12 protein-coding genes and 1 other RNA gene are annotated in these 15,016 nt (G+C 42.3%); 6 read left to right on the top strand and 7 right to left on the bottom strand.

Going from position 1 to position 15,016, the window contains the following annotated elements; all coding sequences use genetic code 11:
- Positions 1-27: 27 nt before the first annotated feature.
- From JMV76_RS00195 to ffs, 3 genes are all read right to left on the bottom strand, one after another.
- Positions 28-3,045, bottom strand: a complete 3,018-nt coding sequence (locus tag JMV76_RS00195; protein ID WP_201501197.1) for a M48 family metalloprotease — start codon at positions 3,043-3,045, stop codon at positions 28-30.
- Between the two features lie 58 nt (positions 3,046-3,103).
- Complete coding sequence (locus JMV76_RS00190) at positions 3,104-3,700, bottom strand: LemA family protein (protein WP_201501196.1); 597 nt, start codon at positions 3,698-3,700, stop codon at positions 3,104-3,106.
- A gap of 196 nt (positions 3,701-3,896) precedes the next feature.
- Positions 3,897-3,993, bottom strand: an RNA gene (ffs, locus tag JMV76_RS00185) — signal recognition particle sRNA small type.
- A 328-nt stretch (positions 3,994-4,321) separates the two neighbouring features.
- Here ffs and JMV76_RS00180 point away from each other — a divergent pair.
- On the top strand, positions 4,322-4,975 hold the full coding sequence (locus JMV76_RS00180; RefSeq protein WP_374190033.1) for an SIMPL domain-containing protein: 654 nt from the start codon (positions 4,322-4,324) through the stop codon (positions 4,973-4,975).
- A 160-nt stretch (positions 4,976-5,135) separates the two neighbouring features.
- Here JMV76_RS00180 and JMV76_RS14665 read toward each other — a convergent pair whose 3' ends face one another.
- The 3 genes from JMV76_RS14665 to glnA form a co-directional block, all read right to left on the bottom strand.
- Positions 5,136-5,513 (bottom strand): hypothetical protein, encoded by a 378-nt coding sequence (locus tag JMV76_RS14665; protein ID WP_227689972.1) that lies wholly within the window; start codon positions 5,511-5,513, stop codon positions 5,136-5,138.
- 119 nt (positions 5,514-5,632) lie between these two features.
- The gene (locus JMV76_RS14660; RefSeq protein WP_227689970.1) at positions 5,633-5,929 is read right to left on the bottom strand and encodes a hypothetical protein; all 297 of its coding nucleotides are present in this window, start codon (positions 5,927-5,929) and stop codon (positions 5,633-5,635) included.
- A gap of 193 nt (positions 5,930-6,122) precedes the next feature.
- On the bottom strand, positions 6,123-7,532 hold the full coding sequence (gene glnA / locus JMV76_RS00170) for a type I glutamate--ammonia ligase (RefSeq protein WP_201501194.1): 1,410 nt from the start codon (positions 7,530-7,532) through the stop codon (positions 6,123-6,125).
- 706 nt (positions 7,533-8,238) lie between these two features.
- On the opposite strand from glnA, the gene JMV76_RS00165 reads away from it, so the two are divergent.
- From JMV76_RS00165 to JMV76_RS00145, 5 genes are all read left to right on the top strand, one after another.
- Entirely contained in the window at positions 8,239-8,862 is a 624-nt protein-coding gene (locus tag JMV76_RS00165) for an anthranilate synthase component II (RefSeq protein WP_045452934.1), read from the top strand.
- 108 nt (positions 8,863-8,970) lie between these two features.
- Complete coding sequence (gene trpD / locus JMV76_RS00160) at positions 8,971-10,092, top strand: anthranilate phosphoribosyltransferase (protein WP_201501193.1); 1,122 nt, start codon at positions 8,971-8,973, stop codon at positions 10,090-10,092.
- Between the two features lie 70 nt (positions 10,093-10,162).
- Positions 10,163-11,041 (top strand): indole-3-glycerol phosphate synthase TrpC, encoded by an 879-nt coding sequence (gene trpC / locus JMV76_RS00155; protein ID WP_201501192.1) that lies wholly within the window; start codon positions 10,163-10,165, stop codon positions 11,039-11,041.
- 68 nt (positions 11,042-11,109) lie between these two features.
- Positions 11,110-11,841: a Smr/MutS family protein gene (locus tag JMV76_RS00150; RefSeq protein ID WP_201501191.1), complete on the top strand. Its 732-nt coding sequence runs from the start codon at positions 11,110-11,112 to the stop codon at positions 11,839-11,841.
- 151 nt (positions 11,842-11,992) lie between these two features.
- On the top strand, positions 11,993-12,625 hold the full coding sequence (locus tag JMV76_RS00145; protein WP_201501190.1) for a DNA-3-methyladenine glycosylase family protein: 633 nt from the start codon (positions 11,993-11,995) through the stop codon (positions 12,623-12,625).
- 160 nt (positions 12,626-12,785) lie between these two features.
- Here the strand turns inward: JMV76_RS00145 and JMV76_RS00140 are convergent, their stop codons facing one another.
- On the bottom strand, positions 12,786-14,702 hold the full coding sequence (locus JMV76_RS00140) for a mechanosensitive ion channel family protein (protein WP_227689967.1): 1,917 nt from the start codon (positions 14,700-14,702) through the stop codon (positions 12,786-12,788).
- Between the last annotated feature and the right edge of the window lie 314 nt (positions 14,703-15,016).

Raw genomic sequence — 15,016 nt, 5'->3', positions numbered from 1 at the left:
TTACTTAAATACCATCAACTAAATTACTCAAAAAAGCTGCCGAACGCCCAGCCAATGATTGGCAAGCTCGGTCAAGCAATCATATTCATCTTGACTGACTATCGTATCGTGTAACATCACCGTATGCAATGTGCTCAGCCATTGCCGGTAATCATTGTAATCATAAGGCTTATTATTAATCACATTATAATCTATTTGAGCGCCGCCCTGTTGCCTCTGTCTATAATTATCATTACGTTTGGCTTTAGAACTAGATGATTGACTGGCAGATGCTAATAAAATAGGCACCGCTTCTATCACTGCCAATAACTGGATACTATTTATATTTTGCGCAGTCAATAGCAGCCATTGCAAATTTGCGTCACTAACGGCGGCTAAGTCAGTATCAATCAAACGTGCATGACGCCGTAAATCCACAAGATAATGAGCAACACTGTCATTATTATAGCCGAGTACTGAAATAGGTGCTGAAATGTGTACTGAGCTATCTAGTGCTGATACGATTTGACCCTTGACATCTTTTGATAGGCGATAAGCCAATAAAACAAGCATTGTTTTCGCCGCAACATCAAGACCATCAAATACCTGTCCTGAAGGGTCAAGCTGGTCATAAATATCATCTCTACCCGCTTGCAATGCTTGCTGCCATAACCATAATAGCTGAGGCTGAGCATGCACGTGTTCCTCGTTTAATACGGCAGACAATATAGGTAATAATTGCTGCAGCTGTAGCGCTTGCCATAATGATAAAATCGATGGCAAGCGAGAGTTGGTATTTTCTAAAGGATTTGATAATAATTGAGGCTTATCAATAGAATTATCATTATCTATATTATCGGCGATATTTTGGCTTAAATCCGCCGTGAGGTAGTGTTCAAATAGCTCAATGATACCCTGTTGATAGCGCATCAGCATTGTACGACACTTTTTTTGCTGCACATAATGTTGATGATCTTGATTGCTATGACTCGCTTCATATCTGAAACGCAATTCATTGATAGCAGTTTCTGACAGGTCATGCTGACTCAATTGCTTTATTGCCAATGCAATCAATGCGTTGTCTAAACGCCTATCAAGATGTGCCACTGCCGCTAATAATTTATGATCTATCGTATGGGCTAAAAATTGGGGGTGGCTGCTAATATTAGCGCTAGCGTTATTATCGATTTCAGCAGCAGACGTTTTATCGTTAGCAAGTTCAAGCCAGATATCACTCAAGTCATAACTCTCAGTCGTTGATAATATATGACCTTGATGGCATAACATAACAGCTTCAATCAAAGCTTGCGCCCCGAGCGGGTGATAACTGTGATTGGGTATATACTGTGGCAGTGAAACTTTTTGTCTATCATCGATACCAATCAATGTATCCGATGGTAAATCGCTATCATGTTTTGCTTGCCATGGCTTGAGCAACTGATGAATACCGATATTTTGCGCTTGAACCTGTAAACGTCCTTCAACAACGATATCTTTCTCGATAACAAACTCTAGCCCCTTATCTTCGTCCAACTCATTCTTTATTTCATTTGCAAGAAAAGCAGTAATTTCTTTGTCTATAACATCATTTCTGTTATTAGTAAGGCTTTTATTGTTATTTAACGCTGATTGAGTTTCAAATATTGATGATTGGGTATTTTTTTCTTGTTTGTTTTTGCTTAGGCTATTTGCTTTTATGACGCCCCAATCCCCTAATCGCCGCTGCTCATATATCTCTTTTATTTTCTGTTGATTTATGCGCTTTTCTTTAGCCACTTTTACCGCAAAATCGTGATAAGCGTTGGCATTAATGGCACTCATTCGCTCAGCCAAGCTCGGATGGGTGGCAAACCAAGAGACGTCACCCAAATCAGCACCACTACTGGCAAAGAAGAAGTGACTAAGACCATTGATATCGGCGATACTGGTTAAACGCGAACCAAGCGAATCTTGATGAATGGTTTGTAAGGTTTCCATAATAGCCGGCGAGCGTGTCAGCTGCACGCTGGTCGCATCGGCAAGCAATTCACGCTGGCGATTAAAGCTGTGTTTAATCAGTTGCGCACTGGCCATACTCGAAAAACTCAATCCATGTATTAACAACGTCCAAATATTGCGCGGTGCTTGACTATCGAACTTATTATTATTTTGTAGCCATCGTGACTGGCTATTAGCTGACGACTGCTGGCTTTGTGATTGACTTTGCCAATAGCTTACCCATTCACTATGGGTGGTAAAATTGGCGGTTTGAGCTTCAGTGCTACGCGCGTGGCTATCGACGGCTCTTTGTGACAGTCGATTGACCGCATCATCAAAATAATTATTATGGCTATTCTGATGACTGCGTTGATTACCAGCGCCAAAATTATTAATAGAATCACTCCAGTCATAGAGTAATTGCAAGCCTGCCAGCACCACCATCAGTTGCAAATTAAATGTCGCATCACCATGCAAGATATGACCATATTCATGCCCTATCAGCCCATATAGCCCCTCATCGGACAGCTTATCAAGCGCGCCTTGAGTGACGACCAATACCATATCTTGACTATGACGACCAGCAACGAAGCCGTTAATACCTTGCTCATCAGGCAGTATATAGAGAATCGGCATACGTACACCCGAAGCAATGGCTAGCTGCTGGGCAATCTCATAATAACGACGGTAGACAGGCGGGAAGTCTCGCTCATCACGCACGGCGATATGGTGGGCGCTGAAACGAACCTTTGGTATAGCCTCATGCTGATGGGCAACCCCTTGACTATGCTCCCACGCATCTTGGCTGTGGTCGATAAACAGCCGAACCCCGCCCACACGCTGAGCAATAGCGCGACCACCGGCTTCTAAACGTCTGTACTCTAAAAAACTACCGATCACAAAGCTACCGATTGTCCAGATAGCAACCAGTATCAACACCCAATGATAAATGCCACCAGTAAATATCGTTAGCAGCAGCGCCATGATACCCAGCGCTACTGCCAGATGGGCAAAGACAATGAGAAAAAATAGCCCATAGAGCAATAGACTTCGCTGGGTACGGGTGCGTTGTTCACCAAAAAAATCCATCTATATGCCTGACTTAAAAATAGCTAAACGCATCTGAACATATGAATATAATTCAATGTCAGCCCATATTGACGACAGGTGCTTGAGCGATCACCTTTCTGTCTTCAAAAACTAGCGGGCTTAACGGGCGAAAGCCAAAAGTCGTACTAATAAGATTGTTGGGAAATACCTCGCGGTCATTGTTGTAGAACATCACGCTGTCATTATAGTGCTGACGGGCGAAGCCAATGCGGTTCTCAGTATTGGTCAGCTCACCCATCAACTCTTTAATCATGCTGTCCGCCTTTAGCTCAGGGTAAGCTTCCACAACCGCTGAAAACTGCCCTAACGCTTTAGACAGCATACTCTCAGCTTTGGCAAATAGCGCCATATGCTCAAGCGAGTCTGGCTGATGTGTATTGGAGTCTTGCAAGCTTTGCGCGTGATTACGTGCACTAATCACACGGGTCAGCGTCTCTTCTTCATGAGTTAGATAACGTTTAGCAGTTTCAACCAAATTTGGAATCAAATCATGACGGCGCTTCAGTTGTACATCTATTTGGGCAAAACCATTTTTCGCTTGGTTGCGAGCGCGTACCAATTTATTAAATATAGATACGCCAAACACAATCACTAGTAGCACAAAGGCAATGAACAACCAAACAAACATCTTCATAAGAAAACCCTAAAGTGTCCAGAATGTTAATAAAAGTTAATACATTGTATTTTAACCCATATTAATCAATCAAAGGTCAAAATCGGACAGAAAAAGGTCGAAAAAAAGCCCTTTACAATGAAGGGCTTAATAGATCAAACGAGCATCTCTAATTAAATATCAAAACAGGTATCAAATTTTAGGCAAAAAAAAGCGACTCCAAAAGCAAATCCTCGGCACACACTGTGACTATTACCGTTGCTACCTTCCGGTCCTGGCGGGGTTCATAGAACAATGTTGCGAGGCTACCAATGGAGCCACCAGTTGCAAATTATACAAGAATTTTTAAATATTACAACCCCTATCGTAAAACTCTTTCTTTTACCTCAAAACGCCCTGTAACTTAGGTGACAAAATTCTCACAGCAAGCCTGTTAAATTTTGCTATTTTAGTTGAGGAAGCTGAGCATACTCGGTATCAACTAATAACTAAAATGGACAGCTTCTCATATAAAGGCGAGTCTTACCTATGGTATGGCTCACCTAAATACTATTGATATAACTCACTCAGGAGATCATTGTGAAAACCACTCTACTTAATAAAGCTGCTCTAACGACTGGTACTGCATTTCTACTCACAGCCATGATGGGTAGCGCGCATGCAGAACCAACAGGCTACGATCAGCTTACTTTTCAGACAGAAGTAAAAGAAGAAATTCAAAATGATGAAGTACGAGCCAGCTTATATAAAAAAGCGCAGGCAACGGATTCTAAAACTCTAGCGACAACGCTCAACACCTCAATTAATAATGCCATGAAAATTGCTAAGCGCTGTCCAACCGTTACCGTGAGTACCGGACAACAGCGCACCTACCCTCGCTATGATAAAAATGACAAAATCATTGGCTGGACAGGACAAGCAAACATCGATTTAAAAAGTACCGACTTTGCAGCAACCAGCCAACTCATCGCTGACCTACAAGAAACGCTGGTGATGGACAATCTGAACTTTGGTGTCTCAGATACCAAAAAGGATGCGCTTGAGCAAAAGCTGATGACCAATGCGTCTCGTGCCTTTCAGCAACAAGCTAAAAACCTAACACGCGCTTGGGATGCTCGTGGCTATCGTGTGGTCAATGTGAATCTAAATACAGGTAGCAACTACCCACGTCCGATGTATAGTGCTATGAGCATGAAAGCAGGCGCAGCAGACGAATCAGTACCTAGCCAAAGTTTTGAATCTGGCAATAGTACTATCTCAGTAACTGCTAATGGTACGATTGAATTGACTAAATAAGTTATAAATATATAGAATTGATAAATATCCTGATAAACATAAAGGCAAGTGCTGCAATCAGCGCTTGCCTTTATGTTTATATAGAAGACATTAACTTATAAAGTTACTCTACTTTGTATGAACTCTTATACTTATCCATGATTGACACATTGCCTACAAGTTAATTTATCACCGGTTGCTCAAGCGTCATGGGTTTGTCCACTATAGGCTTAGTAAATGATTGCATATTCGGTTGTTTGCCCTCTTGACGCATTTTTAACAGTACTTTTTGATACCAAGGTAGATTCTGATAAGCTAAAAGCTGTTGCGCGATTTTCTTGTTATTTTGCAATGTAGTATTGTTTTGAATCACATACACCGTACGCTCTATTTGTTTGAGTGTTTGACCTTTCTCATTTTTTAGCACAGCTTTTATCTTGTGCGATCCTGGTAAAACATCTACCGTTGCAATCGATGCGCTGAGACCTTGCGCGACTTCATTGCCATCCAAATAAATACTGACACTATCACCTGCTTGTAACTCCGGCGTCTCTTGCACATTAACATCAATGCTTTGGGCTGGGCGACGATATGCACGCTCTGCGCTTGGTTCAGTAATAGCAAGCAGGTAAACAAATCAGCCAAACGGGTGTCACGACGAAAGAAAGTCGCGTCAGCTCAAGTATTAACATTACTAGAAGGAGGCGTACTACTCGCGTTATCACTGTTACTTGAGCTGACGCGACTTTCTTTCGTCGTGACACCCGTTTGGCTGATTTGTTTACCTGCTTGCTGCTCATAATTTTGCGGGCGATCGGTAAAGGTGACTTGACCTGTTTTTTCGTCAATAACTTTATAAATAGGCACAGCATTTACCAAAGGGGCGTAGAGAGTTACCATACTAATCATCGTAGCAGCAATCAGTGCCAACCCTAACTTACTGTTTGAAAAAACCGGTTTTGATAATGAAGTCATAGTCAGTCAACCTAATGAGTACCTAATATTATGAATATCTATTATGCGATACTTTGGGTGTTAAATCAGTAATAATTTCAAAGAGGACAGATCCGTTGATTTAGCAAATTATTATTGAGACGTAAAAAAAACCAGCTAAGAATAACTTAGCTGGTTTTTATGACTCAAAATAACTGAGTGCTTTAGCGACTAATTAGCAGCTGTAGTATAAGTCAAACTCAACGGGATGTACGGTTACATTGACACGTTGCACTTCTTCTTCTTTCAAGGCAATGAACGCCTCTAACATGTCTTCAGTGAATACATCACCTTTTAATAAGAACTCATGATCATCACGCAAGGCTTGTAATGCAACTTCTAAGCTCTCCGCAACAGTTGGGATGAGTGCTTCTTCTTCTGGTGGTAAGTCATACAAGTTTTTGTCTGCCGCTTCACCTGGATGTATTTTATTTTGAATACCATCAAGACCTGCCATTAGTAACGCTGCAAACGTTAAGTATGGGTTGGCCGCTGGATCAGGAAAACGTGCTTCAACACGTACCGCTTTTGGGCTGCTAACATGTGGAATACGGATAGACGCTGAGCGGTTAGACGCTGAGTACGCAAGTTTGATAGGCGCTTCATAATGCGGTACTAGGCGCTTATAGCTATTAGTCGATGGGTTGGTAATCGCATTCAACGCACGCGCATGCTTGATAATACCACCGATGAAATACAGTGCAGATTCAGACAAACCAGCATACTCATCACCTGAGAAAGTATTAACACCATCTTTGGAGATTGACATATGCACGAGCATGCCTGAACCATTGTCACCAACGATTGGTTTTGGCATAAAGGTAGCCGTTTTGCCAAACTGATGCGCAACATTATGCACAACATACTTTAGCTGCTGTACTTCATCGGCTTTTTTGACTAACGTATTAAAAGCGACACCAATTTCTGACTGGCAAGGCGCAACTTCATGGTGATGAACTTCGACACAGCCTTCACCGATGATTTCTTCTAAACGCTCACACATAACAGAGCGCATGTCTTGCGAGCTATCGATTGGTGGTACTGGGAAGTAAGCGCCTTTAACACGTGGACGATGTCCCATGTTGCCCCACTCATAGTCATTGTTAGTCGACCATGCCGCTTCTTCGGCCGTGATCTTGTGACTAACGCCAGACATATCAATTGACCATTTCACATCATCAAATATAAAAAACTCAGGCTCAGGACCAAAATAAGCAGTATCACCAATGCCCGTTGACTTTAAGTACTCTTCGGCGCGGCGCGCAATAGAACGTGGGTCACGATCATAACCTTGTAGCGTTGATGGCTCGATAATATCGCAAGTAACAACTACGGTAAGTGAATCAAAGAACGGGTCAAGAAAAGCCGTCTCTGGATCAGGACGCAAGATCATATCTGACGCTTCGATACCTTTCCAACCAGCGATAGATGAGCCATCAAACATCTTGCCATCTTCCATCACTTCTTCGTCAACGCTATGCGCTGGGAAGCTGATATGTTGCTCTTTACCACGTGTATCAGTGAAGCGAAAATCAACCCATTTAGCATTAGAGGATTGGATAAGATCTAGTAGTTTGTTCGACATAAATAGTCTCCGTTGTGTTGATTAGGTTATTGCGATTTGAAATTATAAGTACAATCTGTTGGTTAAAAATCTCTGGTTTGATAACAGTCAGCGCTGCGTTTAGAGCTAAATATCCTGTTTAATATTATGCTTATTCTCAGCACTGTCAATATTATTAGTCAAGATAGTCATCTGAGTTATGCGCTTAATAAGACCCGCCAGTGTTTTGGTTCGATATTATTCTAACAACATATCCCTCATTATGCTGAACTCTTCAGGCACTTGTTAATAATAATTATTGAACCACTTTATCACCAAAGATAATCATAACAGTAATAATGCAAAGGCTATGCCAGTTTTTTATAACGCTGAAAATATAGAGGATAAAAGGATAGTTATTAATAACAATTACAGCAACTTATAATATCTTTGAAACTATTGCAGCCGTAGATTTATCGTCAGTGGTGTCATACAAATTATTTATCCAGAGTCATTAATAACGCATGACTGCACTAAATTAGTGCATATTGAATGTATAAATAAAAAAGTATGTACTTTTTTAGTGCGTTTGAGATGTTAACGAATGTCATCCAATAAGCAAAATAGATTGTTATTCACCACTTATTTGGGTCGCCTACACCCTACATTTGATAGTCTACAAAATAGTGGTAAGATAACGGCGTTATATAACCATCTCCATAAGTAGAACTCAATAAGTAGAACGCTAATGATTCTAATGATCGATAATTACGACAGCTTTACGTACAATATTGTACAGTACTTCGGTGAATTACAGCAGGACATCACCGTCTGGCGTAACGATCAAACCACTATTGAAAATATTAGAACCCTTGCGCCAGATGCGATCGTCATTGGCCCCGGTCCCTGCGATCCTGATCAGGCTGGTATCTCTCTAGAAGCTATCAAGACTTTTCAGGGCGTGATACCGATACTAGGTATTTGCCTAGGACATCAGGCAATTGGACAAGCATTTGGTGGACAAGTGGTCAAGGCTGGTGAAGTCATGCACGGCCGCTTATCCGCCGTTTATCATACTGACCAAGGTGTCTTTGAAGGCTTGCCTAATCCCGTACAAGTCACGCGCTATCATTCGCTTGTCATTGATAAAACCAGCCTGCCCGATTGTCTTGAGCTGACCGCATGGACACAAAACAGTGATGGCAGTATTGAAGAAATCATGGGTATCCGTCATAAAACATTTGCGATAGAAGGGGTACAATTCCATCCTGAGTCTATCTTAAGCGAAGCAGGTTATCAGCTGCTCAACAATTTTTTGCAAACGCATCATTTGTCAGCACTAACCTCAGATGAACTACCACAAGTCGGCTAACAGTTTATTAAAGTATGTTCTAAAAAAGGCGTTAATAACAAAATTAAAATCAAAACTATTCTATTGATAATTTAAGATTAACGGATAAAAATATTAAGAGAGATCATAATGAGTACGACAAAAACAAATGAAAGCCCTACCCCAACTAATATTGCTCAACTGTCTGATGAACACACACATACGCTACTGACGACGGCTTTGGGGCGAATTTTTCAGCGCATTGATTTAACCTTTGATGAGATGTATCAGGTGATGCTGATTATCATGCAAGGCAGATGTAGCGACGCCATGATGGGTGCTATTTTGACTGGTCTGCGTATGAAAGGTGAGTCCATCGATGAGATTACTGCCTCTGCCAGTGCAATGCGTGCGTTAGCAGCCAATATCGAACCACGGGGCTGTGATTACTTAGTCGATATCGTCGGAACTGGCGGTGATGGTGCCAATTTATTTAATGTCTCTACTGCATCAGCATTGGTTGCTGCCGCCGCTGGTGCGCAAGTGGCAAAACATGGTAACCGCGGCGTCTCTACCAACTCTGGTAGCTCAGATTTGCTTGAGCAAGCAGGTATCAGTCTGGCACTTACCCCTGAGCAATCTAAAGAATGTATCGAAAACCAAGGTATCGGCTTTTTGTTTGCGCCCAATCATCACAGTGCGATGCGTTATGCCAATCCAGTACGCCGCGAGCTCAAAGCGCGTACCATCTTTAATATTTTAGGACCATTAACCAACCCTGCTGGCACACCCAATCTGGTAATCGGTGTCTTTACCGCTCAGCTGTGCGAGCCTATCGCTAAAGTCATGAAAAACTTAGGCGCACGTCATGTCATGGTTGTGGGCGCAAAAGACGGTTTGGATGAAATCAGTCTCGCTACCTCAACCACTGTCGCTGAATTAAAAGACGGTGCGATATCTGTTTATGAGATGATGCCAGAAGATGCAGGTATTGAGTCACAAACCCTTATCGGTCTCGATGTAGATTCTCCAGCACAAAGTCTTGAGCTGATTCGCGCGGCTCTATCAGGAGAAAACTCTCAAGACCGTGCTGTACTTAAAGCACGTGATATGATTGCACTAAATGCAGGTGCAGCCATATATACCGCAGGGCTTGCCAGCAACTATGCTAATGGTGTGAGTCGGGCACAAAAAGTCATTCAGAATGGTGATGCCCTACTCAAGCTCGAGTCTCTCGCCAAATACATGCAGCAACTGGCGACGCAGGCTTAACGGCTAAGCACCATTACTGTGCACTCTAGCTATTTTGTCTATTTACATTCAACGATATTCGGATACCCGCATGACTCATACAGAAATTAAGACAGATATTCCTTCCGTACTGCAACGCATTGTCGCCACTAAAGTGGAAGAAGTAAATGCCGCACGCGAGGTATTATCTCTTGAAGATTTACAAGCACAAGTAGCGGCGGATAACAAACCAAGTCGTGGCTTTGCGGCGGCGCTGCGAGCGGCTAGCACTAAAGAGCATGATATTGGTATCATCGCTGAGATTAAAAAAGCCTCTCCTTCTAAGGGCGTTATCAATCACAACTTCGCGCCTGCCCTATTTGCCAAGCAATACGAGCAAGCAGGTGCCAGCTGTCTGTCTGTATTGACTGATCGCGATTATTTCCAAGGTGATGACAGCTATCTTATTCAAGCAGCTAATGCGGTAAGCCTACCGATACTGCGTAAAGATTTTATGATAGATGTGTACCAGATCTATCAATCTTGTCTGATGGGAGCTGACTGTATTTTACTCATCATGGCCTGCCTTGACGACATCCAAGTACAAGAGCTGCATGCGCTAAGTATCGAATTGGGTATGGATGTATTGATAGAAGTCCATACTAAAGCCGAACTTGAACGTGCGCTACAGCTACCGCGCTCAGCGCATAATATTTACGGCATTAATAATCGTGATTTGAATACTTTCGATGTCGACTTGCAAACCACGCTTGATCTAAAAAATATTTTAATCGACGCACTGGCAGCTGATGTGGATAGCACGCTTAAACCGCTTATCGTCACCGAAAGTGGCATTCATAATAGCGCTGATATTCGTTTGATGTTGAAGCACAATATTCAGCACTTCTTAATCGGTGAGCAGTTCATGAAGACTGATCATCCTGGACAAGCGTTACAATCCTTACTTGCGGGCGTCGCAGCAGACGGGTAAAGTGGCTTAAGTCTACTAAACAGTTTAAATCAATCCATCATTCATCAACCAACGATACGTTAAATTCTATGTCAAACTCTCTATTTTCAAAAGAAATGCAAGACCAGCTCAAAGAGCTAAAAGGCCAACTTAGCAAAGGTCGCGATACCAATTCGCCTGAAGATGAAAACCAAAAGCCTACTGAGGCTGTATCATTGCCCACGCAAAAGCAAGTAAACAAGACCGTCAAGCAAATGGCTAGCGAGCATATTGACGATGACAAAGTACTGTTTATGCAAGCAATGCATGGCGTCAATCAGCTTGAAGACAAAAACGTACGCTCACCTGCCAATGCTAGCAAAGCGGGCAAGCCTGATGCGACCACCTTGTCTAAACGTGCTGCTGCGCAAGGTAGTGAAGCGAGTGATTTGGGAGCTGGCTTGTCAGATATGCAAGCACTACTCAACCCTGTCGCTGCTGAGGCCTATTTATCTTACAAACAGCCAACTTTGCAGAATAAAATATTTGATCAGCTTAAAAAAGGCAAGCTACGTTGGTATGACGCCGTAGATATTCATGGTTGTACCATCGAAGAGGCGCGCGTGGCAATGACTCAACTCCTAAGTCAAGCAAAACAGAAAAACGAGACTATGGTAAAAATCGTTCATGGTAAAGGCTCTGAGGCCATTTTAAAAACCTGCGTCAACGGTTGGCTGCGTCAACTACCAGAAGTATTGGCATTTTGCTCTGCACCGCCAAAAGATGGTGGTAACGGTGCAGTATTTGTACTGCTCAAAAAATCTAAAGCTGATGGTGAGTAGTTTTTAGGGTTAGTATGAAGAATCAAAAGGACTGCTTATTGGCAGTCCTTTTTGTTATGCTCATAAAATCATTATTTAATCTTTATCGACTATAGCCCCTATATTTAACATCTAGCGATAGTGGTATTTGCATAAATCAGGATAAGCATTTATGAGCATACAGACCATTGAGAACACGCAAAAGCTACATGAACATATCATGGCTTTGATTGTTATCGAGCCAAGATTTTTGTCTATCTATGAACAAGTCGGTATGCCCAGTCTACGGCATAATGTCGGTGGGTTTGAGCAGTTGATGCGAGCAATGGTTGGTCAACAGCTGTCTGTGGCAGCAGCAGCCAGTATTTGGCAACGATTACTTGATGCCGCCTTGACGAATCCGCAGGCAATTATCAAAGCAACAGATGAAGACTTAAGAGCGCAAGGGTTATCTAAACAAAAAACCCGTTATATTCGCTCATTAGTCGATCATGATATAGACTTTGCTGCGTTAGAAATTATGCCTGATGAAGAAGCAATAGAAGTGCTGACGGCCGTTACTGGTATTGGCATCTGGACGGCTGAGATGTATTTATTATTCTCTCTCAAACGTGCAGACGTACTTGCGGTCGATGATCTAGCGATTAAAGTAGCGGCGATGGCGTTATTAGGCTTAACGGAACGCCCAACGCCGAAACAGTTAAAGAATCTAACACAAGATTGGTCGCCACATCGCAGCGCTGCCAGTTTGTTGCTATGGTCATACTACGGCCTATTACGTAATCAAACTGCTGTCCCTTTATAATACCAAATACTCAAGTGATGATTCATTATGTCAAACTCGATTAGCTTACGCTTAGTCTAGCACTCGTTTTCTTTGCTGCTCTAATTTTTATGAATGGTATAAGATAAACGCTTGATACTTACCTCAAGTGCTTATCTTATACCGTTTTTAATCCATAATTTTATGGCTGGTTCCATATAGAAAAGCCAGATTTTCTTTTTGCGTACTTGAACTTGATTTTCTTTATCATATGGCTTTTATTTCTCAATGCCTTTAACGCATTGTCTTTTTTGCTCTCTACGGATTTAGTCTTTTTCTGACTGCCTTTTTCATCTGTCTTGACGTTATCTTTACCTTTACTCAAGTCCACGGCCTGCTTATCATCGTTGCTGTTATCCTTATTGTCGCTAGCATCATCAGCATGGTCATCGTTTGACATGTCTTTTGTCGTTTCGGCGACGTTATCTTCCTTATTCCTATCTTCAATTTCGTTTTCTATGTGATGTTCAAGCTCAGTTTGATTGACAATAAGCTGCTGCGTTGGCAAAGCATGCTCGACATCATATTTTGCCACTTGGTTCAATAAATCAACAAACAAAACGTTCTGTTTGTCATAGAACTCAGTCACGCCATTAGCATTAACATACGCCTGTAATTGAATGATATAGCAGTCTTGACGTAGCTCTAAAATATTGACCTGATTCCATTCTTGGTTGGTCAAATAATGCTCATCTATAAACTCATCCAAGTCTTTGACCATCTTAAAGACCACATCAATATCAGCAGTGCGTTTAATATATAACTGATGGAAGAAGCGAAACATATCGCGGGATGTAAAGTTTTCAATCTGCATTGATGAGAAATCACCGTTTGGTACAGTCACAACAGTGCGCGTCAAGGTGCGCACACGTGATGAGCGAATACCAATATCAATGACTGTGCCTTCATAAGTGCCAAACTTACAATAATCACCAATACGTACGGGCGAATCCGCCACGACCACGACACTACCAACAAGGTTTTCAATGGTTTTTTGCGCACCCAGTGCTAATGCCAAACCACCCACACCCAAGGCGGCAATACCCGTGGTCAAATCGAAACCCAAATTACCGAAGATAACAATCACGGCAAAGATCAGCAGCAACGCTTTGACCACTTTGCGTAGCAGCCCCAAGATAGAGACACGTTCAGTATAATTTTTCTTATAACTTAAGTTTACCGCACGAGTGAATATGGCATCGATGACTCGTAACAGCAACCAAGTCAATGCAAGCCAAGATGCAATCTCGGTAAAACGATTGATCGGTTCACGTAGCGTCACCGACACGCCTGCATACACCATCACTTCTGACAGTATCAGCGCCATAATGACCACTGCCAGTGGCAATACGACCTTATCAGGTAATGGCAATGGTACGCCGCGTACACGAGGATAGACAATTCGTAATAGATGGTACAGCAGCCATACCATGATATAAGTAAACACAAAGCTGCCGACAGTCATCATTAACGCTGCGGCTAAATCCGCCACTTGATAACCAAACAGCTTTTTGCCTTCTAATGAATCAAAAGTATAGCGAGACACTAACGTTGGTTCGGTATTTTCTATGACTTCTGGTACTGAGCTGAGCGTATCCGTAGAAAACTGCCAGTACTGCTCTCCTTGCTTAGACACCACTCTTTCAAGTATCAGTGGCACACTTTTTTCACCCACATTAATCGCACCGACGTTTTCTTGGCTTGGCGGTAGCTGATCGGTTAGGTTGCCCTCCGGCGTATTATTAATCTGCAAATCAGGCTGAAAACGCCCACCTGCATCCAGCGCTTGCTTAAATTGACGAACGATTGTGGTTGGATTGTCAGACTTTGATAAGTTTAAATAATTACTCGCCAGCAGATAGTCATTTTCACCTAATGCACTGATGAAGCCCTGCACGGTATGGCGCGGAGTATCGCGTCCGAATGAATCTGGTATCGGCGTACTCGCCGACTCCTCACTGGTGCTGCCACCCATCCCCAATGCGCTGGCTTCAGCAGCAAATGCATTATTGGGCAACAACGCAATCAACAGCATCACAAGCAAAAACAAAATTGCCATTAGTGACATTTTGATGATTGAGTATGGTGAGGACAACTTGGGACTGGGAATTATAGGAATCAGGCGATACTTAATAGACAAAACAAACCTCTTAGCATTATGAATGGTACAACGAAGAACAAATGAGTGCTTCCCTATAATAGCAATTATTTATAACAGCAGTGCTTTTGATTACACGTTTTTATGGTCATCTATGTGAGTTATCTGCTCTCGCCTTTGCTTATGGCTTCTGATTTTTTATTACCTTTCACGACACTCCTTATAAATGCCTACTATGAATAAGAGTGATAATCGTTAAATGAGTAAACCGCAAT

Origin of the sequence: Psychrobacter cibarius (assembly GCF_904845955.1) — a bacterium.
GTDB lineage: Bacteria > Pseudomonadota > Gammaproteobacteria > Pseudomonadales > Moraxellaceae > Psychrobacter > Psychrobacter cibarius_B.
Note: the sequence above shows the minus strand (reverse complement) of the source record. Positions and strands in the feature narration are given on the sequence as shown.